The 20,243-nt window shown below is 59.4% G+C and carries 17 protein-coding genes and 2 pseudogenes; 9 read left to right on the forward strand and 10 right to left on the reverse strand.

All coding sequences use genetic code 11. The features are described 5' to 3' along the window. Positions 1-289 (forward strand): hypothetical protein (locus tag CN933_RS31700; protein WP_210204014.1); only part of this gene is annotated, 289 nt, incomplete at its 5' end. Between the two features lie 144 nt (positions 290-433). On the opposite strand, the gene CN933_RS05630 is transcribed toward CN933_RS31700, so the two are convergent. From CN933_RS05630 to CN933_RS05640, 3 genes are all read right to left on the reverse strand, one after another. Continuing rightward, positions 434-964, reverse strand: coding sequence for a hypothetical protein (locus CN933_RS05630; protein WP_102761332.1), 531 nt, complete (start codon positions 962-964; stop codon positions 434-436). A gap of 99 nt (positions 965-1,063) precedes the next feature. Next, a complete protein-coding gene (locus CN933_RS05635; RefSeq protein ID WP_102761419.1) occupies positions 1,064-1,435 on the reverse strand; it encodes a DUF3768 domain-containing protein in 372 nt (123 codons plus the stop codon). A gap of 146 nt (positions 1,436-1,581) precedes the next feature. Continuing rightward, a complete protein-coding gene (locus CN933_RS05640; protein WP_102761333.1) occupies positions 1,582-2,187 on the reverse strand; it encodes a tyrosine-type recombinase/integrase in 606 nt (201 codons plus the stop codon). A gap of 236 nt (positions 2,188-2,423) precedes the next feature. Between CN933_RS05640 and CN933_RS05645 the strand changes: the two genes are divergently transcribed. The 3 genes from CN933_RS05645 (at position 2,424) to CN933_RS05655 (ending at position 5,874) form a co-directional block, all read left to right on the forward strand. Beyond that, complete coding sequence (locus CN933_RS05645; RefSeq protein WP_102761334.1) at positions 2,424-2,642, forward strand: hypothetical protein; 219 nt, start codon at positions 2,424-2,426, stop codon at positions 2,640-2,642. A 1-nt stretch (position 2,643) separates the two neighbouring features. After that, positions 2,644-5,124: an AAA family ATPase gene (locus CN933_RS05650; protein WP_102761335.1), complete on the forward strand. Its 2,481-nt coding sequence runs from the start codon at positions 2,644-2,646 to the stop codon at positions 5,122-5,124. Between the two features lie 141 nt (positions 5,125-5,265). Beyond that, positions 5,266-5,874 (forward strand): poly-gamma-glutamate hydrolase family protein, encoded by a 609-nt coding sequence (locus CN933_RS05655; RefSeq protein ID WP_102761336.1) that lies wholly within the window; start codon positions 5,266-5,268, stop codon positions 5,872-5,874. Positions 5,875-6,516: 642 nt separating this feature from the next. On the opposite strand, the gene CN933_RS05660 is transcribed toward CN933_RS05655, so the two are convergent. The 7 genes and pseudogenes from CN933_RS05660 to CN933_RS05690 form a co-directional block, all read right to left on the reverse strand. Next, positions 6,517-6,756, reverse strand: coding sequence for a hypothetical protein (locus tag CN933_RS05660; RefSeq protein WP_102761337.1), 240 nt, complete (start codon positions 6,754-6,756; stop codon positions 6,517-6,519). Continuing rightward, positions 6,753-7,467, reverse strand: a pseudogene (locus CN933_RS05665) (IS66 family transposase); the annotation flags it as partial. The gene CN933_RS05660 and the pseudogene CN933_RS05665, both read right to left, overlap by 4 nt. A gap of 124 nt (positions 7,468-7,591) precedes the next feature. Next, positions 7,592-8,602 (reverse strand): tyrosine-type recombinase/integrase, encoded by a 1,011-nt coding sequence (locus CN933_RS05670; protein WP_102761338.1) that lies wholly within the window; start codon positions 8,600-8,602, stop codon positions 7,592-7,594. After that, a complete protein-coding gene (locus CN933_RS05675) occupies positions 8,595-9,557 on the reverse strand; it encodes a tyrosine-type recombinase/integrase (protein ID WP_102761339.1) in 963 nt (320 codons plus the stop codon). The genes CN933_RS05670 and CN933_RS05675 overlap by 8 nt, the downstream gene beginning before the upstream one ends. Beyond that, complete coding sequence (locus tag CN933_RS05680) at positions 9,554-10,801, reverse strand: site-specific integrase (RefSeq protein WP_102761340.1); 1,248 nt, start codon at positions 10,799-10,801, stop codon at positions 9,554-9,556. The genes CN933_RS05675 and CN933_RS05680 overlap by 4 nt, the downstream gene beginning before the upstream one ends. A gap of 152 nt (positions 10,802-10,953) precedes the next feature. Then, positions 10,954-11,543, reverse strand: a pseudogene (locus tag CN933_RS05685) (IS66 family transposase); the annotation flags it as partial. 523 nt (positions 11,544-12,066) lie between these two features. Then, a complete protein-coding gene (locus CN933_RS05690; protein WP_102761341.1) occupies positions 12,067-13,143 on the reverse strand; it encodes a hypothetical protein in 1,077 nt (358 codons plus the stop codon). 573 nt (positions 13,144-13,716) lie between these two features. Between CN933_RS05690 and CN933_RS05695 the strand changes: the two genes are divergently transcribed. The 5 genes from CN933_RS05695 (at position 13,717) to CN933_RS05715 (ending at position 20,220) form a co-directional block, all read left to right on the forward strand. Continuing rightward, positions 13,717-14,493, forward strand: coding sequence for a hypothetical protein (locus tag CN933_RS05695; protein ID WP_102761342.1), 777 nt, complete (start codon positions 13,717-13,719; stop codon positions 14,491-14,493). Positions 14,494-14,590: 97 nt separating this feature from the next. Next, positions 14,591-16,678, forward strand: a complete 2,088-nt coding sequence (locus CN933_RS05700; protein WP_102761343.1) for a S8 family peptidase — start codon at positions 14,591-14,593, stop codon at positions 16,676-16,678. A gap of 11 nt (positions 16,679-16,689) precedes the next feature. Continuing rightward, positions 16,690-17,826, forward strand: a complete 1,137-nt coding sequence (locus CN933_RS05705) for a trypsin-like peptidase domain-containing protein (RefSeq protein WP_102761344.1) — start codon at positions 16,690-16,692, stop codon at positions 17,824-17,826. Between the two features lie 13 nt (positions 17,827-17,839). Further along, positions 17,840-19,009, forward strand: a complete 1,170-nt coding sequence (locus tag CN933_RS05710) for a trypsin-like peptidase domain-containing protein (RefSeq protein WP_102761345.1) — start codon at positions 17,840-17,842, stop codon at positions 19,007-19,009. A gap of 17 nt (positions 19,010-19,026) precedes the next feature. Further along, positions 19,027-20,220, forward strand: a complete 1,194-nt coding sequence (locus CN933_RS05715; RefSeq protein ID WP_102761346.1) for a trypsin-like serine peptidase — start codon at positions 19,027-19,029, stop codon at positions 20,218-20,220. The last annotated feature ends 23 nt before the right edge of the window (positions 20,221-20,243 follow it).

A 20,243-nucleotide genomic window follows, 5' to 3' on the forward strand; every position in this document is an offset into this window, starting at 1 on the left:
GGCGAAATCAATCACCCATGAAGACAACCAGGCACCCGAGGGCCACCGCCGCCAAACTGTCCGCGACTTAGTGAAACAAGTGTCCGCGACTAAGCGGAATCCCTGTCCGGCTTTTGCGAAATGCGCACTCGTTGTCGGCGCTGATCACGTCGTACCCGCGTTGATTCACCTCGAGCGCCATCTGCCCTCGCGTCATCACGCAGGTGAACAACTCGCCGATCCGGCCAGTCAGGTGTCGAAGATGAGCGGGGTCTACTCCCCAGGAAAGCTCGCGCTCAAACCATGTTAACGCCTCGGCGAGCGACTGAATCGTTTGTATTTGGGTAAGAGGCATCGCGTTGCTGCTCTTCTGTCGAGGCTGTGGGGGCGGGGTCATGTACGATTCTACAGCAGCCGTTAATATCAAGTGCATGTCCGAATGAGCCTCGACATCTCAGCCGGCCGCTCGACATGCCTTGATGACGACAAACGCATCGGCATCGGCCAGCGCGCTGCTCCGCATGCCATTGCTATCGAACAGCAACAGCCTATCTTCCTTGACCCCGACCAGCACCGACCAGTGCGATATCCAGGGCGTGTTGATGTCGAGGATGACCGCGGCGCTTGGTAATTCGCTGGCCGCCCGGAACCACTCCCGCCGTGCTGTTTCATCGCCTGCCTTCTTGGGGTACGGGCGATCGAGCAGCACTTTGGGCGGCAACAGTTCGAATTGATGCCCATCCTCGCGATGAAAGCGGCAGGCAGCCTTCGCCAGCTTCCGGAATTCGTGGTAGTCGATGCCGTCGCCGCAAAAGCTGGTGTCGCCCCTGATCTTCGCCATACGGGCAACGAGGGTCATGAACAGCCGCTTGGTCGGGAAGTAGCGAAGCGGATCGTGCCGCCTTGCATGGGAGAAGGCGTTGATCAACGCATAGATGCCGCACAGCGAATCGAGCCGGCCTTGGCGGTAGGGTGTCAGGCTCATACCGCGGCATTCCCAGAGGGGGCACGAACGTGCAGTCGACGCACCGGCGTGACGGCGAATCGGCGCGGAGGGCCAGCCGTCGGCCCCGAGCGATGGTCTTCAATACTCATCGGCAAGCATCACCGTCAGCAGCCGCTTGGTGACCGACGGATCGGCCGGGTTGGGGGAATGGCTCGACAGCGTCAGGTCGTAATAGTCGATCTTGAACATGACGTGCAGTCCATCGACCTCGAGCACGGCGCAGTCATGTTCGCCGTGCGGGTCGTTGTCCTCGGTGAAGTCGTCAAAGCTTCGGATCGCGGTCACCACCTTGTGGCGCTGTTCATCGTCGAGGGCGGCGATACCGCTGGTCATCATCACCCGTCCGCCGGCGCCGTGAATGCGCAGCCAGTCGTTCAGCACCCGAATCCGCTCACTGGCGGCGAGGGTCTTGGTGCGCTTCGTCAGGTTGGGGGATTGCACATTGTTCATGATATGTTCCATTCATGCTTGGCCTTCTCCCGAAGCGGGTCTTCATTCATGTTGCTGTTGAGCGGGAGTGCCGGTTGCGCGCGGTCATTTTAATGCCCCACGAACCGGGACCGCGCATCCCGCCCGTGTCAACGAACCCGGACCCGCTACATCATACGCACCAGCCGCCGCTGAATGTCGGCGTCCCCCTCGATATAGGCTTGCGTCGTTTCGATCGAACGATGTCCGGCGAGCAATTGCACGTCGCGCAGCGAGCCACCGGCCTTCTGCACCAGCCGCGCCGCCTTGGTAACGAAGGTGCGCCGGCCCGAATGCGACGAGCAGCCCTCAAGCCGGGCTTCGCGGCAGGCGGAGGTGAACCAATTGACGACCGCCTTGGGCGTCATCGGCTGCCATGGGCCGTTACGCCCGCCTCGACGCTCGCTCACCACCACCGGGCCGCTGCAGCCGAATGCGCCGGCCTCGCGCCTGAGCGCCACCAATGCCGCCCTCAATTCGGCATGCAGGGGTACCCGCCGCCCCATGCCGTACTTGACGACCCGCCCCGGCAGTTCGATCACCCGCCCGACCCGGCCGCGCCCATCGGTAACCATCGACCAGTCGAGGCGGGCGATCTCCGAGGCGCGCAAGCCCGCGCGCACACTGAGCAGCACGATGACCTTATTGCGAAGGGGATGTCGGGAGTGGCTGGCGACCTTCAACAGCCGCCGAATATCGGGCGCTGACAGTAGTTTAGCTTGACCGCCACGCATAAGTGGCAACGGGGTAAGGGGTGACCTGTATCATTTTACCTTGCTATCATAGGTAGTGATTTTTGTCAACAATTACCGCCTACAGGTTGCTTCCCCACCATGCAACGGTCCTGCGATGGGCGCCCATTGAGCGGTCGGTTGCCATGAAAAGGTGGGTTCAATTTGGGTATAGACACCCCATTCCCGAATCCCAACGCAGCGTGTATGGTGGCGCTCTACAACTGAGGGGCGAGTTTATGATTGTTGAAGAGCAGGCGTCTGAGGCGACGCCGGAAGAGTTTCTGAACCGACTTGGAGAGCGGCTCAAGCAAGACCCGAATGCGGACAGTGCACTTGCTAACATCTTAATCACGCATATCCTCAAGGCGGCGCCGACCCAGGACGCTGTAGCTCGAGCGAAAGCGGCCGTTGTGCAAGTAGCCGTTGATCGGGCAAAAACGTCCTGGGGAGGGTGAGATGGCCAATACTAGTTTCCTCCAATGCCTTGGCCTAGCCGGTTTCCGAGCCTACCTCGCTCCTAAGACCTTCGATTTCAGCAAAAAGCGCTCGATAGCGATCTTCGCGCCGAACGGGCACGGCAAATCCAGTGTCATTGATGCGCTGGAATTCATGCTCTCCAAAGAAGGCACACTCGAGCGCCTTGGATTACGCACGATAAACAACAATGCGGGCTTCGTAGCGCTTGCGCATAATTTGGCCGAGGAGGCCAAGATCACGCCAATGGTGATCATGGATTTGATCACCGGCAAGGCCGTCACCAGCGGAAGTCGTGCCGCAGCGGGCGCAAATAGGCCGATGCCCGCTGTGGCGACTACATTGAACGGTTGCCTGACGGTTAGTCCAATCATCCGGGGTCACGCGCTCAGGACCTTCGTCGAGGCCGAAACGCCTGAGCAGCGGTACACCAGCGTGGCGACATGGCTGCAGCTCGGGCCGCTCGTCGAAGTGCAGAAGAATCTCCGCGTCCTTCGATCACAGGTAAAAGCAGCGGCTGAAGATAAAAGCGACTTGCAGCGTCTCGATGCCCAGTTCGCCAAGGAGACATTACAGGCGGTTAAGACGTGGGACGCTGCGGCGCTGTTGACTTTCGCGAATGCATCAGTGCTGTCGCCTCTCGACAGAAACCTGTCATTCTCAGCCTTGGCCACTTCAGACCCCGCCTACGTCGCGCTCGACGCTCGTTGTAAGGCGGAACAGGAGCAAGTGGGACTCGCCGGCTTACGGCAGATTCGAAACGCTGCCGCTGCCCTGTGGTCGGAAGTGACGATCGAGAAGACTGGCGTTACAGGCGTGTCCGGGGCGATACCGAACTTTGTTGCCGCCATTGCAGCTTTGCCGCCGGCTCAGGCGAAAGAAGCGGAAGAGCGGAGCAAGGCCGCGAGCGCGGCCTTTCAAGCGTTGTGGGAGGCCGCAGAGCCCGTGTTCGCCCAAGAATCGGCAACTCCTACCGAATGTCCTGTCTGCGACACGCCAATCGCTGCTACGTCGGCCGGAAGCGTGGCCGCAGTCCGCGCGCATCTCGCAAAACATCTGGCGGAATTGGCGGACTACGCCGCCGCAAAGAAAGCTCTCGACAGCGCCAACGGCGCTGCGTCCCGAGCGCACATGCAGCTCATGGCAGCCTTACCGGGGCTGATTGGGTTGCTGGGAGATGACGACCCGGTGAAGGCAGAACTGATCGCGTATCAGTCCGCGGTAGCCAGCTGGCCTCACGGGGACGCTCCGAGGGCGGATGAGGTTGAGTCGGCAATCGGCGCGCTTCTTGGTACTGTGAAGCAGTCAATCGCGGAAATTGAGGCCAAGCAGGGGGACCACACCTACACGAAGGCTAAGACTAAAATTGACAGGCTAATCGAGCTGCAGGCCGAAAGGAACATCGCCCTGCGCACACAATCTGAACTTGGCACGCTGTCGGAGGCACTGACTGCGCAAGCTGCGATCATTTCGGCCGAGATCCGCAAGAAGGTGCAGGCGCTGCTCGACAAGCTGCAAACGCCTGTCAACGACATCTATCGAGTCATCCAGGGGGCAAACGCTGCACCTATTCGGTTGGAACTGCCTGCGGAAGAGGACACGAACCAGCAGCGCCTTAATCTGGTAATCGATTTCGCCAAGAACCGAAAGGGTGTCCAGCCGGGAGGCTATCTCAGCGATTCCCAAATCCACTCGGTGGCGCTTGCCCTGCGGCTGGCTGCGATCAAGCAGTTCAATTCCGCCGCACCTATCATCGCACTTGATGACATTGTCACGTCGTATGACGCGGATCATCGCCGCGCGATCTCAGGGCTCATGGCCTCCATGTTTGGCGATTGCCAAATCATCATCACCACTCACGACGAGCGGTTCTTCAACTATCTCAAGGACCAACTCGAATCAAAAGCTTGGCATTTTACCCGCATCATTGGGGTTGATCCGACGTTCGGGCCGCGATTCGCCGATCATAAGGTCAGCGACGAGATGATCGAGGCGCGATGGAACAACGGCGAGTCTGCTGCGAACGAAATGCGTCAGGCGGAGGAGGAATGGCTGCTCGGAATCTGTCGCGACTTCGGTGTCAGCATTCGAATAAGGCCGCTCGAGAAGGCCTATTCTTACGAGCGCAGTGAGCTTGCGTGTGCGCTCGCCAGCTTCCTGAAGGACGCCAAACTGGAACCGGCCCTCGTAGCCGGGGTGAACAATCGCTTCCTCACAAGTCTCCAAAAAGGCGAGATCGAGAACTTCGGAAGTCACTTCCAAGATGGCCTCTACGGGAATGGGTCAATCGGCGACGAGAAGGCTCGATGGGCGGAATTCAAAGCCTTCCGCAGCCAGTTTGGGTGCAAGAGATGCGGCCGAACCAAGTTCCAGCGGCCCATTTCCTTGAAGAAGCCTGTCTGCGCACACGACGGCTGCGAGGCTCAGTTTGAATTGAGCGCCGCTGCGGGAGCCGCCTCATGATATGCACGAAATCGAACATGATCGGCCCGCATCTCAATCAGGTCAAAAACAGCGTTTCTTTTCAAATTGATTCTTACTTGTCGACGCATCGAGTGAGGACGAAGCGCTCGACTTCGGGAAACATGCAGGAACCGACCCCTGATGACAGATAGGTACCGTTCATTTGCCGAATTATCAGCCTCCGAGACGGAAGGTGTTCATTTTCGCGTCCAGCAAACAGCGAGGCCGTCATTAATTGCGATCGTTGCGCCTCACGGTGGCGAAATTGAACCCGGAACATCGCAGATTGCTTTGACGATCGCTGCAAACGAATTTTCGGTCTACTGCTTCGATGGACTAATAGCCGGGCGACCGCATCGCGATCTGCACATTGCTTCTTCGCTATTTGACGAACCTGAGGGTTGCAAGCTGGTCGCGGGCTCTCACGTCGCCGTTGGAATCCACGGTCGGAAAGACCAAGGCGACGGTGAAACCGTCTGGGTCGGAGGACGGGACGCAAACTTGCGCAATCGTATTGTTGAGGCGCTTCAGCGATACGGCTTCAAGGCCCTTTCTGATACCCAATCTGATATCAGCGGTATCGATCCCGGCAATATCTGCAATCGGGGAACGAGTGGAAAAGGGGTTCAATTGGAAATACCGAGGACGTTGCGCAACGAGCTCGTAAAGTCGCCAAGTTTGCTCCGTGGCTTCGCCGAGGCAGTTCGAAACGCGCTTCATGACCACATCGCACGGCTGACTGGAAATTAGGCATGGCTGCTCAACTGTCTCCCCTGGAAAGCAAGCCCGTGGCAAAACCCCGAAAAGGTCATGTGTTAGCGGATACGGCTTTTCCTTTGCTGCGGCGGGTAGCGTCCTCCCTTTTTGCATGCTGTGCACGTGAACGGGCGCGCCGTCGATCGCTAGTGCCTGCTACGTGCTTTTTTTGCTGCTGTCAGATCATCGAAAAGCCACCATCAACGGTCAGTTCAACGCCGGTGATGAAGCTGGCGTCGGAGGAAGCCAACCGAGCGAAACTCGAATGGCGTCACTCCCCGCTCCGCTTTTGCGAAACTCCCTGCCGTCGCATACGAGGGTGCCTTTTATGTGCCAACCCAGCGGTAAGCGGCTGATCGCCCGCTGCTAGAGAACCGTTACCGCTGATCTAGCAGCCGTTTCGCCGTTTCCAAGGCTTCGGGCATAAGACCCTGCTGATCGCGGCCTTCGACGACGAGTTCGTGCGTCTGGTACCTCGATGCGCGGCGTCGTGCGACAATCCCTGGCATCGGGGTCATCAACACCACGGACCTTACTGCGGCGGCTGGCGATGCGTGGCGCGTCTCGACCGGGGCCGTGATCTTGCCGCCTGGCTGGGACTGACAGTAACCCTGGGCGTAGGCCGTGGCGGACGCGCTATGCCTTAGTGCGGGTTTTTCTGGTCAATTTTTTCGCGAGTGCGCGGAGTGCCTGTTCGATCGCGGGCTTGTCGATGTGGTTGGGATCGAACTGGTCACTGCCCCACCATTCGATGAGTTCGTCGTGACGATCGTACTGGGGGTCGGCAAGCCCTTCGAGGAAGTCCTGATACCCCGCTTGGACGGTTGGTTCGACGTCATCGAGGACGATCTTGAGGCTGGCGACGGATGTCGTCATGCGGCAATTGCCTTCTCAACGGGTTGATTGTTCTTCCAATTCCATGGAAGCAACTGCTCGAGCCTGGTGATCAGGGTGTCAGCGATGAGGGCGAGAACGTCGGCAAGCCAAGCCGGCGGATCGATGTCGTTGAGCTTGGCGCTCATGATCAGCGTCGCCATGAAGGCGGCGCGATCGGCACCACGATCGGAACCGGCGAAGAGCCATGACCGCCTGCCGAAGCCATCCCAGCGCTTCAGTATGTAATCGATTGGTTCGGCCACGGGAGAACTGCGTGACAGCTTCGCCCGCTCGGCGCGCAGCCATTCGTCAAGCGCATCGACGATCGCCTGGCTTTCATGCTGGCGGCGTTGCAGGCGTTCGTCGGCGGCCGTTGACCTCGCGCTCGATGTCAAACAAGGCATCGATACGCTTGACCGCCTCGAGCGCGACCGGCGAGATCGGCGGCGCGTTCGTTCCGCGGTTGGCGTTGGCAGCGATGTCGGCGAGCACGAAGAACCTACGGCGCGCATGCGCCCAACACAGCGCCTGCGTCAACGGACCGGGATCGAGATTCAGCTTGAACAGTGGATTATAGCCGCTATAGGCGTCGGCCTGCAGGATGCCGGTGAAGTTCTTGAGATGACGTTCGGGATGTCCCTGCCGTCTGTCGCGCGAGGCATAATAGAGCGCCGCTGGCGGCGATTGCCCGCCGAACGGCCGGTCATCCCTGTTATGTAGATCTCTACATAAGCGGGATTATGCGCATCCGTTGATTATGCGCAGCTCACCGGGACAGGACCCGATAACCATCGGCGTTCCAGATCATTTCGAACAGGCGAACTGCGCATAATTCTTAAAGGCTCAACAGGAACTGCATGAGCTGGTCCGGCGGTCGATATCGGCCTTGACTGGCCGTCATGGGCAACAGTCGGTTGAGCGTACGCTCCTTCATGGCGAGATCCGCCTGAAGGTACATGTGCGTCGTGGCGGGGCTCTCATGACCCAGCCAGAGGGCAATGACACTGATGTCGATGCCGGACTGCAGGAGATGCATCGCTGTGGTATGGCGGATGGTGTGAGGCGAAATCGAGCGACGCGCGAGTTGCGGGTAACGTTCCGCGGCGGCCGAGACCGCAAGTTCAAGGCGCTGGGTGACGTTCGAACGTGCCATGCACCCTCCGCCCCGGTTCGGAAACAGGAAGTTCTCCTCGCCCGCGCAGTCCAACCGGCGCCTCCAGTTGCGGATCAGGTTGGCGGTCGTACGCCAGAGCGGCACGCTGCGGTCTTTGCGCCCCTTGCCGTGCAGGTGCGCGACCGCCGAGCCATCGACGACGACCTCGCCGACGCGCAGACCGATGGCTTCAGACACGCGGGCGCCGGTGTTGTACATCATGCTGAACAGCGCGCGATCCCGCTCACCCGCCCAGGTCCGCGCATCCGGTGCGTCAAGGATCGCCTGCATCTCCTCGCGTGACAAAAATCCCAGGACCGGCCGGTCGAACCGTTTCATCGGAATGGCCAGCACCTGTTCGATGATGGGCAGCGCGGCCAGGTCGTAGTGGGCGGCATACTTAAGGAAAGAGCGAAGCGCCGCCAGGCGGGCGTTGCGGGTACGGGCGCCGTTGCTTCGCTCCTTCTCCAAGTGGTCGAGGAAACTCAGAATCAACTGCGCATCGAGGTCGGCCAGGGTCAGACGGGTGGGCGCCTTTCCAATCGTCGCCTCGGCGAAGTAAAGCAACAATCGGAAGGTATCGCGGTAGGCGGCGATGGTGCGCGAACTGACGGCCCGCTGATTGCCTAGATGCTCGACGAAAAAGCGTTGAAGCAGGCTGGGGAAGGACGGTGTCAGCTTGGGATCAGTCATGACGATCCCCTCCAATCGTAGAGGCGAACAGCTCGAACCGTTTGCCCGCGACCGCCATGAGTTCCGGAACGCCGGTCAGATACCAATAGGTATCGGAGATCTTGGCGTGGCCGACATAGGTCGAGAGCGCCGCCATGGCGTTGTCGATATCGGCACCATGCTCGTGCCAGAGCTGGATACGGCGACAAATGAAAGTGTGGCGCAGGTCGTGAATCCGCACCTCGCCATGGCCGCCCCGCGCGGTCCAACCAAGGTTGGTGCGAAGCTTCTGGAAAACCTTATTGATCCTCCGCTTCGCGATGAATCCACCCGCCAGAGACAGAAACAGCGGTGAGTCCTCGGTGAGCGCATCATGACGCGCCCGAACCGCCAGATAGCGCCGTAGCTCGGCTACGACGGTGGCGTGTATGGGCACATGCCTCGACTTGCGGAACTTTGTGTTCCGAACCGTAAGGAACGCTCCGTCGAGATCGACATCGCTGTAGCGTAGGTGGAGCGCTTCTGACCGGCGCAGACCGGTAGCGGCGATCAGCCCGAAGATCGTCGCGTAGGTTGCCGGCCGCAATCCGCCCTCGGGACCCAGGCGCGAAGCGGCGGCCACAAGCTCGCAGATCTCCTGCTCTGAATAGATGTGCGGTGCGAGGCGGCGATGTGAACGACCAAAGGTCGCGGTCTGAGGGAACTCGGTGTCGGGATCGAGCCGGGCCAGATACCTCGCGAACGGGCGAAGGACCTCGAGGCGCCGGGCCCATGAGAAGGGACTGGTCCTTTTGGCCCGGCCTTGCACCCAGTTCAGGACGATATCGTTGGTGAGCGGGCCACTATGGCCGCGCTCGTCGGCGAACAGGGCGAAAGAGGTGATTTGATGGCCCTCCATCCTAAGGACGAAACCAAGGGCGCGGCGTTCGGACAAATAGTCCTTTGCCAGTGACAGCATGGTGCGCGGACCGGTCATTGCGCGCTCCCCTGCCAAGGCAAGGCAACGGCTGCAAGATTGGTCAGGTCGACCTTTGCATAGATGGCGGACGTGTCGAGGCTCCGATGCCGCAAGATGTCCGCAATCTCCTTCATCGGCGCGCCAGTGCGCAGAAGTCGGCTGGCCATGCTGTGGCGGAGAATGTGGACGCCGGTCCGCGTCCATCCACATCTTCGGTAGCTGGCCAGCACCGCACGTTTGACGCTCCTGGTCGTGATCGGTTCGTCGTAGGGGGCAACATGGCGAACAAATATGGCCCGGTTCGATGTCGCGGGCCGCCCCTCGTGCAGATAGGCCGCAATCGCTGCTCCCGTCGCCGACGGCAGGGGCAGAGCATCGGCGCGTCGGCTCTTTGTGCCGACAAGCTTGACCGTGCCATCGGCCCAGTTGATGTCGTCAAGCTGCAGCTTGACGACTTCGCTGGATCGCAGACCGAGATCGATCAGACACCGCACCATCGCATAAGCCCGCAGGCGCGACGGGAACGTCTGATCAAAAGAACCCAGCAGTTCGTCGATCTCGGCGTCGGTCAGCACCTCAGGCAATGATGCCAACCGCCAGTGTGCGACCCGGGGGATCGCGGCCTTCAGACCGCCCACCCGCTCGCCGGACATGCTGCGGAAGCGGAGATAGCAGCCAATGATGACGCCGTTCGCGGCGACGGTGGCGGGTCTTCGCCCCTGTTTGCCAAGGACGAAGCGGCGGATGGATGTGGCGCTGATGGTCGCCATGGAGATCGGCTGCTCGCCGAAATGCTCGACAAGGAATCCTTCGACCATTCGGCAACGCTTCCGACGCGTGTTGTCCGCCAATCCCCAGACGTCGCGCATGTGGGCATCGAAGCGCGTCAGCTCCTGTTCGATGGCGGAATTGCGGGTCGGATACTGCAACACCACGCCGCCAGCTTTGAGCACCTCGAGAAGATGGCCCAGCGCCGCCTGCAGCTCATGGCGCACACGACGGACCGGGTCGGGGCAGGCGCACGCCGGCTGGTGTTCCGAGAGAAAGCGCATAACAGCGCCCGGGCCGATCGCTTCTAGGTCGTACCTTTCCTGAGTCAGCCAATGGGCGAAGTGGGCGACGCAGCACAGATAGGCGCGCTGCGTGCTCGGCGCATATCGCCTTCGCTGCAAGTGTTCACCGTACTGCGAAACGAAGGGCCGAAGAATACTGTCTTCCAACCAAGCGCGGGGCTGTGGCTGAAGGATGACCGCTTTCTGCATGTAGATCTCCTACCGAGTTGATTGCGCTCGGAAGGAAACACCAGGATTATGCGCGCCGCCTAGCTTGGATGCCGGCCGCCATCTCACTGATCTGCCGAAGAAAACCTGGCTGACTGTCCCGGTGAGCTGCGCACAATCATCGGGTGCGCATAATCCCGGACATAGGTCCAGATGCGCCCCGTGTCGGTCTTGCCCTTCGCCAGGATAGGCACGGTGGTGTCGTCGCCATGCGGTCGTTCGGCGGCCAGCACATGCGCTTCGATCATCGCATGCACCGGCTTTAATGCCGCGGCGCAGGCCCCGACCTGATCGGCGAGCGTCGACAGGCTGAGGTCGACGCCCTCGCGGGCATAGCGTTCGCTCTGCCGGTTCAGCGGCTGGTGCTGACCAAACTTCTCGAACAGGATCGTCGCCAAGAGGTTCGGCCCGGAAAAGCCGCGCGGTGTCACATGGAAGGGCGCGGGCTGTGATCTTCTCGCATTCGCGGCAGGAAACTTCTCGCGCACGGTCTGGATCACCTATTTGACCGATCCACAGCACGGGCAGTTCGCTGGTGCGGCGATGACGACGCGTTGGCGCGGCAGATGCTCTGGGAAAGACTTGCGGGATGGACGTTTGCGCTCGAAGGCCCGGACCGTCGACGAGCGCGCCGCCATCTCCGCCGCCAGTTCGTCTTCGCCGGCGTCGGCCTCCAGCTCCTCGAGCTGCAACTTAGCAGCCGGGCCTTGCGCTCCGAGCGGCTCGTCCGGCAGTCATCGCAGCGCTGGCGGCCAAGCTCGCCCGCATCTTCTGGGCCGTTCTCAGGAGTAGGCGCGGCGATCCGGCGGCTGCGGCAGCACAGCTGGTCGATCGGCGGCTTGGAACCTGGGCAACTTGAACGGTTGTCTCAGACTGGTGTGATTATGAGGACCAGGCTGCGCGGATCTCCATCTTGGCCGAGGCGAGACCTCTAGACCGGATACGTTGGCTCAGACTAAGCAGCACTGTCTTGTAGAACGGGCGGGTCATGCGTTCAAGATCATTACCGGTGGGGAGGTCAGCAATGACAGCGCGACCTTTTGGCGCCGGCCAAGACTGGGCGCCAATATCAAACCCGTGCTGAGGGGGGCGTCGAAATGCTTCCCAACCATGGTTGAGATGTCTTTTGTCAATAGGATCCAGGAAGCGGCTGCCCCTAATGGATCAGACAATGGTCTCTTTGATCCGAAACATCACAGTTCTCCTGTCAAAAGGTGTGCACATTTTAGCCGACGCGCTATGTCGAGTCAAAGTGGGCGTGATATAATTAGCATGTATCCCTGCTCGGGTAAAAGCGCGCGCGCAGCACTCAGCTTTCTGCTGTGCCCGTAGGGTATCACATCCCATTTCTCGATATGGGGTTCAGGTCTAAAAAGATCAACTCCGCCTACTTCACGGAATATAATACGCAGTCCAGATGCTTGGTTAAGGATTTCCAAATTGCAGCCATCAATCACATATGGAGAGACCTGCTCGAACGTTGGATCTCGGTCCAACTCCCAGGATGTGTTCCTCTCGACGATAATTGGGTGTGGCTGCAATGTGCCTTTGGAAGTTATGCGATAAGTCTTCGTCAGAACTTGACGAGCGATGTCGGTTTCGTCGTCGCTCATCAACTGGAGTCCTCCCACTTTGACAATTTCGCGGGTTACCAAATAGTTCGAGAGTTCCAATTCGCCTGTCGCGAAGCGCTTCGTTTTCCAGACGAGTTCATCCTCGGCCGCGAAGGGGACAAACTCAAATTTCGACGTGTCACACACTTCGATAAATCTGGGGCTGCTGTTTTCCGATTTCACCACTAGTGTGCGCGATAGGTTATTGATGAAAACCTTCTTGCCATAGTCAGCCTGAGTCATTACTGCCTGTTCAATTCCCCGAGCTAATTTCTCAGCGTTAAAGTTTCCGCCTCCCAAGTGACTTGCGAGAAATGGCATGTAGAGCCGAAACAAAAGATCGCGCAGTTTAGCTCTTACAAGCTCTCGATCAGCGATGTAAAGATCTTTGCTGTTACTTAAGAAGTACTCTTCAGCCGAGGCTGCGAATGCAGTTAATTGGCTCTCCGTTACTGCTTGATACGCATAGAAAATTGCGCAGGTTCTTAGCCATATCGCAATGGGGCATTTTGGATTTCCGTTTTCTAGGATGTAATCTTGCTCATTTAGATAGTTAAAGTCGGCGATAATCTGCGCCGTCGTATTGTCGCATTTGGTAAACGTTTCTCGAAAATTGGAAGGAAATGCACCCAATATGGCATCTCTATTTTTGTAAATTTTAGTAACTATCTTAATAATTACCCGCTTATCGTCGTCGTTAAAGTATACCATTGCATAGAAACTCCTCTTCCCTGAGTAAATGCATTACAAAGTGGTTGTTGTTACTTATTCATTGACGATAGCAAAATATTCGAAATCTGTCCCAGCTGAACTAGATAAAGCTGCAACGCAAGCTACATGTTTGCGGTGCCAATCGAGCGCAATCTGCGCCGCGTTGGTCGCGTCGAGTGACTACAAGAATCCCCCTCTCTCGAACTGAGCAAGCCTCAGTATCCGCTGCTCAGTGCGTGTCTAATCATCTGGTATTGACAGACGAAGGTGGTGCGCTATCATCACCGGTGGTTGAGAACCTCGTGTTAGGTTCGGGGGCATCTGAACCGAAATGCCATGGTCGGATGCCGTTAATGGCCCGTACTTGGACGATCAGTGGCCACTGAGTTAGGCAAACAAGTTGGCCGCTCGAACTTGAATCAGCTAACTGCGATGGGGCCGGTGGCTGGGTCGCCGAAACCGGGCAGACCTTTTTTACTTCATTGGATTTCGAATACTCACGGGTGACTGCGGGTAGAGGATAGAGCTTGGTCGCCTCTCAGGCAGTCTGCACTGAAAAAGGGGGGGTATGCGATGTCGGACCGGAATGCGATAAGCTTCATTGAAAGCGCAGAAATCGGACCCATCGCACCAAGGATAGACAGGTTCGAAACCAGTAGCGAGGGTGTTGATGGGGCGGCGCTTAACCTCGACAGATTGCCGAATGGGATTGTGTCAGGTAATACGTTGATCGACTTTTCGGCGGCGCCCGAGCGTGTACGAGGCGGGTTGTCTCTGGCTATGGCCTTCGCCAGCCGCGCGGCGACAGCGGCGACTAAGGCAAAGGGCGGTAACGTCGACGAAGATGACTGGTTCGCTGAATATACGTCAAGTCTTTTAGAGCTAGGCTTCGCGGTATCTCAGGGCGCGTTCACAACTTCACGCTTCAAGAAGCGTGGCGTCGCCGTGCACAAGGCAATCATCCCATTCCTGACCATTGCACTCGGCGGTGCGGCAGTCGGACCAGTAATTCTGGCTCTACTCAATAATCTACAAGAGGTGAATGCGAGCCAACCCTGGATTACTTTGTTCGATCGGGAGAGCCGTAAATACCAGAGTCGTGAACTGCATTTCGGCGCTGTCAGTTCTGACGGTGTCGTGAGTCGGATGCGTCACGTCGCAGCTCGACTTTCCGTAAGCGATGAGCAGATCAACGTTCTATTCTTCAAGATTACAGACACCTCGGCCGAGTTCGAGAGCGCGACCACAACAATTAGCGTGAACAACAGCCTGCTTGCGGTGCTTGAGCAGCCGTTACGTAAACGGCTTCAGTCTTCAGCTTTCGACTTCATCAAGGTGGCGAAGATCTGAGCGCAGTGAGGGGGATTCCGAGAAGCCGTCCTGCGCGGCGATCGCCCGGTGTGGCGTCGTTCTGCGCTTTGTTGGCAGCGACTGAGGGAGTGAGCCTGTGAAACCCGTTGACCTTATCAAATCGCAGATCGCCACGGCACAGCGCATATCGCTAGATTACGTTGCTGAGTTCGCGGGCGTCTCCCCCGCTAACATCGAGGAGCGTGTACGGAGTGTGCTCCCGGGAGCGGTGGTCGGAGTAGAGCAGGTCTTCGCGGGCGACCCCCGTTTTCAGCGTATCCGGCTTCCTGGTCTTAACCCGCGGGTGCTGAGCGGAGCGAGCCCCTTCGATTTGGTTGAGCCGCTGCGAGAGGCGCTTGATGCCCTCGCTGTGGAGCCGGATCTCCCGACGGACTTCTTTCCGGATCAGGCGGAAGCTGGCATAGTAGAGTCAGGGCAGATGCTCGGCTGCTGGGTGAACGATAGCATGCCGGCACCGGCCGATCCAGTCTGGGCGCTCACTAAGATGCGCATTCCGGAGGCCTGGGCCTTCTCGGAGCAACAAGGACGGCCGGCCCGAGGTGAGGGAATCCTTGTGGCGCAGCCCGATACTGGCATTACAGACCATGCGGAATTGGCCGACGCGGTGGACCCAACGCGTTGGGCTGATCTGCTCGACGGGGGGGATCCAGTCGACCCCCTGGTCAGTAATGATCCGATGGACACGCCTGGCCACGGCACCGCCACTGGCAGCGTGGTTGTCAGTAGGGCAGGCGGCGTCGTCACTGGCAGTGCCCCGGCGGCGAAGCTAGTGCCGATCCGATGCATCGAGAGCGTGGCACGCATCACCCAGTCGCGAGTCGCCCGCGCTATAGAGCATGCGGTCGATAGCGGGTGCCATGTTGTCACGATGAGTCTCGGTGGGCTCTGGAGTAGTGCGCTGGCTGCAGGTGTTGCGCGTGCCATCGACAAAAACGTAATTGTGCTGGCCGCCGCCGGCAACTGTGTGCGACTAGTTGTTTGGCCCGCGCGCTTCGATCGATGCATTGCGGTGGCGGGTAGCAACTTCGATGACGACATCTGGAGGGGATCGTGCCGCGGTCGGGCAGTAGACGTTACCGCACCAGCCCAGCACGTCTACCGTGCCACAGCACGTCCCGGTATGCCCCTCACGGGCCCGGGCGAAGGCACATCCTTTGCGGTCGCACTCACTGCCGGCGTGGCGGCATTGTGGTTGGCGCATCACGGCCGGGAAGCGCTGATTGCCGGGCTCGCGCCAAGCGAGCGGCTGCAGGATCGCTTCAGCCGCCTACTGCGCAGCACCGCTCGAGTGCCTTCCGGTTGGGATACTGGCCTTTTCGGGGCAGGAGTGGTGGACGCTTTGGCGCTATTGGAGGCGGGGAGCGCCGTGCCAGAGCTCCTCGCAGAGGCTCCGGTTCCGGCTAAGGGCACGCCGCTTAACGCTGACGCGCTGGAGATGGCTCGCGAGTTCCTAGCGGATTTCGCTGGCCCGACCGAGGCAGCCGTTGCACCCGAGGCGTTGGGCAAGCATGGGCTGGAAATGGTGTGGCTGGCACTCGAACGGCAACGTCGGCCGGCAAGACTAGAGGAGACGGCTGGAACTGACCCAGTGCTTTCCGCGGGTCTACGCGAGGCGCTGGAGCGACCAGGATGGGGCACCGCGGCGGCGGCGCTCGGCCTCCCGTCGGCAGAGCTTCTTGTCGAGGACCTCGACCTTGATGGCCACATTGATCCTGAAGAACCCTCGCCGGAGTTTGTGCCGTTGGAAGCTCCGAGGACTTGGCGTGTGGCTGAGAGTCTGAAGGCGCTGCGGGCCCAAGTTAATGCGCGCGCGCCGGACCGCAGCAAGGCGAGCGATGGTTCGATCGGCGATGCCGCGCATGCGACCAGAAAGTCCGACCACAATCCGTGGATTGTTGACGGTGTGGTGGGGGTAGTGACTGCAATCGACATTACCCATGATCCAGCGGGGGGATGCGACGCGGGCGTACTGGCCGAGGCGCTACGCGCCGGTCGGGATCCGCGGGTGAAGTACGTAATCTGGAACCGGCGGATCATGAGCTCGACGAAGCAGCCTTGGACCTGGCGGCCTTATGCAGGGCGCAACGCCCACACCAAGCACGTCCACATCTCTGTGCAGCCGGACAAGGCAAGATATGACAACGTCAAGCCCTGGATGATCTGAGGGACAGCAAAATGACGCTACTGGCGTACGAGCAGATCGAGGCAATCTACGAAAAGGCCCTCCGACAAGGGCTTCAGACTCACCGCGAGGTTCTGCTCGGCGGCCTAGATGTCCAATTCGTTGCAATGCTTCCGCAAAACGCAGTTCCGGGAGCGCAGCTTCTACTCGATCTGACCAGGTTGAATGACGAAGAAGAGAGAATCTTGGGCGGCGTCGTGCCGCTGTACCGTTGGTTGCGGAACGCAGCTTTGCTGAGCGGACCTGAGACAAACCGAGGCCGGTTCTTCGCCGACATGGCGGAGCGAGTGGCTCGATTGGCTGCGACAGGCAGTGCAGGGGGTGGGGAGGGGCCAAGTGGCGGGGACGACGACTATTTGCCGGAGCGGATTATCTTCCGCGACGACATGCTTCCGATCAGGTTCCTCGCACGGGCACTGGAGACAGCGCGAGCAATCGGCCGTCTTGTCGTCCCGCAGATCGAGAGTGGCACGCCACGGTGCAGCCCTTCATCAGGCGAGCCGCTGAAAGGCTATGCTACCGCTTGGTTGATCGGACAACGACACGCGGTGACGAACCTGCACGCAGTGCGCGCGCGAGGGCAATACGATACCCCGCCGTCGGAGTTGGATCTGCAGGGGCAGGCGGCACTCGCCGTGATCGAATTTGATTATGACGAAGAAGGAGCAACGCAGAGTGCGGTACGGGTCGCTAGACTCGTTTGCTCGGACGGAGAACTCGACTACGCGGTTCTGGAATTGGCGGAACCAAATGACCGGTTGCCGCTGATCGTGCGCAGCGAGGCCGTCACCTTCACAGAAGGAGAGCCTTTCGCGGTTAACATCATCCAGCATCCGGCCGCATTGCCGAAGTTCATCGCGTTGCGCAACAACTTGGTGGCAGCGGTGCGAGGCCGTGACCTCGCATACTATGCTGACACTGACGGAGGGTCGTCGGGCGCGCCGGTCTGCGACGACCTTTGGCGGGTTGTGGCATTGCACCGGGAAGCAAGCCGCCGCTTCGGACGGCTGAATTTTCAGGGCAAGGACACTGCCTGGGTAAACGTAGGCACGCCGATCGCGGCTATTGTTGCCGATATCAAGACGAAGGATCCTACCCTCTGGGCCAGTATCGGGGCTCGGATGGACTAAGGGGGAGGCGAAAATGGCCTTGGTGTTGCCTGAAAAGCGACCAGTTCTGACTATCACCAATGGCGACTTCGCACCGGAAGAGGCGGGCGACGAGTTCAGTCCGCAGCTGAAAAAGGCCAGGGAGCATCTTCGCCGGGCGATCCGGGCGGTTGCGCGAGTCGAGATGGCTGATAGTTCGGCTCCGTTCATGGGAACCGCTTTTGCCGTAGGGCCGAACCTCTATGCCACCGCGAGCTATGTAGGCGAGGTGATTGAGAAGAGCCTACGGGGGACCGAGGGCGAGGCTGTGGCATGGATTGATACCAACGATACTCCCACGGCACGCTCTTCGAAGAGTCCGATCCTCAGAGTCCATTTGGTGCACCCGCATTGGCAAGTGTCCTTTCTTGAGGTGGAGGGCACGGCCCAACCGCTGACGTTCGCAACGTCGGATATGCGGACCGAAATCCAGGGTCGAGGTATCTGCGTGGTCGGCTATCCGGCGATGGACGTTCGAAACAAGCCGGAGGAATTGCAAGTAGTCTTCGGAGACATCTGGGGGGAGAAGCGCCTGATGCCTGGTATTGCGCGAGGCATGATGATGTCGGGCCCCGAGAACACGCATATGCTAGAGCACGATGCATCAACGACTGGCGGTACAGGGGGAGCGCCGTTGATAGATCTAGCGACCGGCCTTGTCGTTGGCATGCAGCACAGTGGCAGCTATCTGCAAGGCAACTTTGCGGTGCCGGGCTGGGAACTTAGGCGCGATCCCCAGTGGTCGTGGCTCTGGTGTGGCGAGTCCGCTGCTCCGTCGGCTCCCGCCGAATCTCAGACGCCTCAGCGTATTGAAACTCCGATGGAGGTCTTCAGCTTCGATGAGATTACGGAGCTTAATCAGATTGTCGTTGCGAGTGGAGTGGCCACAGAGGATGACATCAATGCGCTTTTTGCCGGCCTACCGCCTGGATTCCTCGCTATGTTACCTACGGCAGCGAAGGCTGGCGATCGGCTAAGGCTCGGTCTGATCCAGATGAACCGCGAGCAAATCGCTTTCAACGGGCGCCCACCGCTTTACTACGTCATCAGGAACGCGACGTTGCGGAGGTCCTTCGACGCCACTTACGAGAAATCACTTGAGCCATTTCTTTCAAAGCTGAAGGCGGCACCGGCGGCTGCGCGAAGGTCCGCGTCCAAGGAATAGCGGCAGGGAGACTGAAAATGAACTTGTCAACCACTGAAATAGTCCGCAGCTATCTCGGAAAAGTGACCGACCTTGAGGAACTGGTTGCCGACACTACTGAGTTAGAAAGCATGGTCGAATCTACCAGCGTCGAAGGTGGCCCACCGGCAGTTAGGCAGGAGACGGTCCGAAGCGCCACCGAAAAGCTCGCCCAGGGCGCTGAGCTCAATCCAGAAGAGCTATTTGCCACCGAAGCGATCATCATTCCCGACAAGCGACCCGCCATTGACATCCAGGATGGCGATTACCGAATAACACATGAGCTCTGGCGTCACTTCGAGCACGACTTGGCGGTCAAACAGCGGCTGCGGGACGCGATCGCCTCGATCGGCCGAGTCGAGCTGCCTGAGCATCCGACCCTGCCATATGGAGGCACCGCCTTTGTGGTCGGGCCTGACCTTATGATGACAAACCGGCACGTCGCCGAGATCTTTAGCATCGGACTGGGCATCCGTAATTTGCACTTCCGACCCGGTGCAAAGGCAGGGGCCGATTTTCTCCGCGAGCGCGACCGCGCAGGCTCGATGCCAGTAACGGTGCGAGAAGTGGTCATGATACATCCCTACTGGGATATGGCAATTCTGAGGGTCGAGGGGCTTGGAAAGGAACAGCCGCCGCTCGGCTTGTCGCTTAAGGCAATTGAGGAGTACGAAGGTGAGGAGATCGCTGTCATCGGCTATCCAGCCTTTGACCCGCGCAATGATGCAGCGGTGCAAAGGCAGGTGTTTAATGGTGTGTACAATGTGAAACGCTTGCAGCCGGGCAAGATTGGACCTCCGCGCGCTGTTACGAGCTACGCCAACCAAGTCCTTGCGGCAACCCACGACAGCTCGACCCTCGGCGGAAACTCGGGTTCGGCGGTGGTTTCTGCCAGCACCGGCCAAGTAGTGGCGTTGCATTTTGGCGGTCGCTACCTCGATGCCAACTACGGGGTGCCAACTGGCGAGCTTGCCATTGACGGACGGGTGGTCGACACCGGCATTAACTTTGCCGGCACGCCGTCGCCGAAACCGAATGCTTATGCCGCGGCATGGAACGAGGATGTCCAAACCGGGGCTGCGCAAGCTCCCGCGGCAGCGACTGGATCGATCGGTTCGCTGAGTTTCACCGTGCCGCTCACTATCACAATCGCGGTGGGGAGTAATGCGGAGCACCGGTCGAGAGACCGGTAATCGACAGGCATTGAATGGCGATA

It is taken from the genome of Sinorhizobium sp. M4_45 (assembly GCF_002885915.1).
Lineage (GTDB): Bacteria > Pseudomonadota > Alphaproteobacteria > Rhizobiales > Rhizobiaceae > Sinorhizobium > Sinorhizobium meliloti_A.

Excerpts from the sequence above, each read along its gene's own strand:
- CN933_RS05655 (WP_102761336.1), top strand. The coding sequence starts at position 5,266 with ATGACAGATAGGTACCGTTCATTTGCCGAATTATCAGCCTCCGAGACG.
- CN933_RS05670 (WP_102761338.1), bottom strand. The coding sequence starts at position 8,602 with ATGACTGATCCCAAGCTGACACCGTCCTTCCCCAGCCTGCTTCAACGC.
- CN933_RS05710 (WP_102761345.1), top strand. The coding sequence starts at position 17,840 with ATGGCCTTGGTGTTGCCTGAAAAGCGACCAGTTCTGACTATCACCAAT.
- CN933_RS05645 (WP_102761334.1), top strand. The coding sequence starts at position 2,424 with ATGATTGTTGAAGAGCAGGCGTCTGAGGCGACGCCGGAAGAGTTTCTG.
- CN933_RS05675 (WP_102761339.1), bottom strand. The coding sequence starts at position 9,557 with ATGACCGGTCCGCGCACCATGCTGTCACTGGCAAAGGACTATTTGTCC.
- CN933_RS05635 (WP_102761419.1), bottom strand. The coding sequence starts at position 1,435 with ATGAACAATGTGCAATCCCCCAACCTGACGAAGCGCACCAAGACCCTC.
- CN933_RS05650 (WP_102761335.1), top strand. The coding sequence starts at position 2,644 with ATGGCCAATACTAGTTTCCTCCAATGCCTTGGCCTAGCCGGTTTCCGA.
- CN933_RS05705 (WP_102761344.1), top strand. The coding sequence starts at position 16,690 with ATGACGCTACTGGCGTACGAGCAGATCGAGGCAATCTACGAAAAGGCC.
- CN933_RS05630 (WP_102761332.1), bottom strand. The coding sequence starts at position 964 with ATGAGCCTGACACCCTACCGCCAAGGCCGGCTCGATTCGCTGTGCGGC.
- CN933_RS05690 (WP_102761341.1), bottom strand. The coding sequence starts at position 13,143 with ATGGTATACTTTAACGACGACGATAAGCGGGTAATTATTAAGATAGTT.
- CN933_RS05640 (WP_102761333.1), bottom strand. The coding sequence starts at position 2,187 with ATGCGTGGCGGTCAAGCTAAACTACTGTCAGCGCCCGATATTCGGCGG.
- CN933_RS05715 (WP_102761346.1), top strand. The coding sequence starts at position 19,027 with ATGAACTTGTCAACCACTGAAATAGTCCGCAGCTATCTCGGAAAAGTG.
- CN933_RS05695 (WP_102761342.1), top strand. The coding sequence starts at position 13,717 with ATGTCGGACCGGAATGCGATAAGCTTCATTGAAAGCGCAGAAATCGGA.
- CN933_RS05680 (WP_102761340.1), bottom strand. The coding sequence starts at position 10,801 with ATGCAGAAAGCGGTCATCCTTCAGCCACAGCCCCGCGCTTGGTTGGAA.
- CN933_RS05660 (WP_102761337.1), bottom strand. The coding sequence starts at position 6,756 with ATGACGACATCCGTCGCCAGCCTCAAGATCGTCCTCGATGACGTCGAA.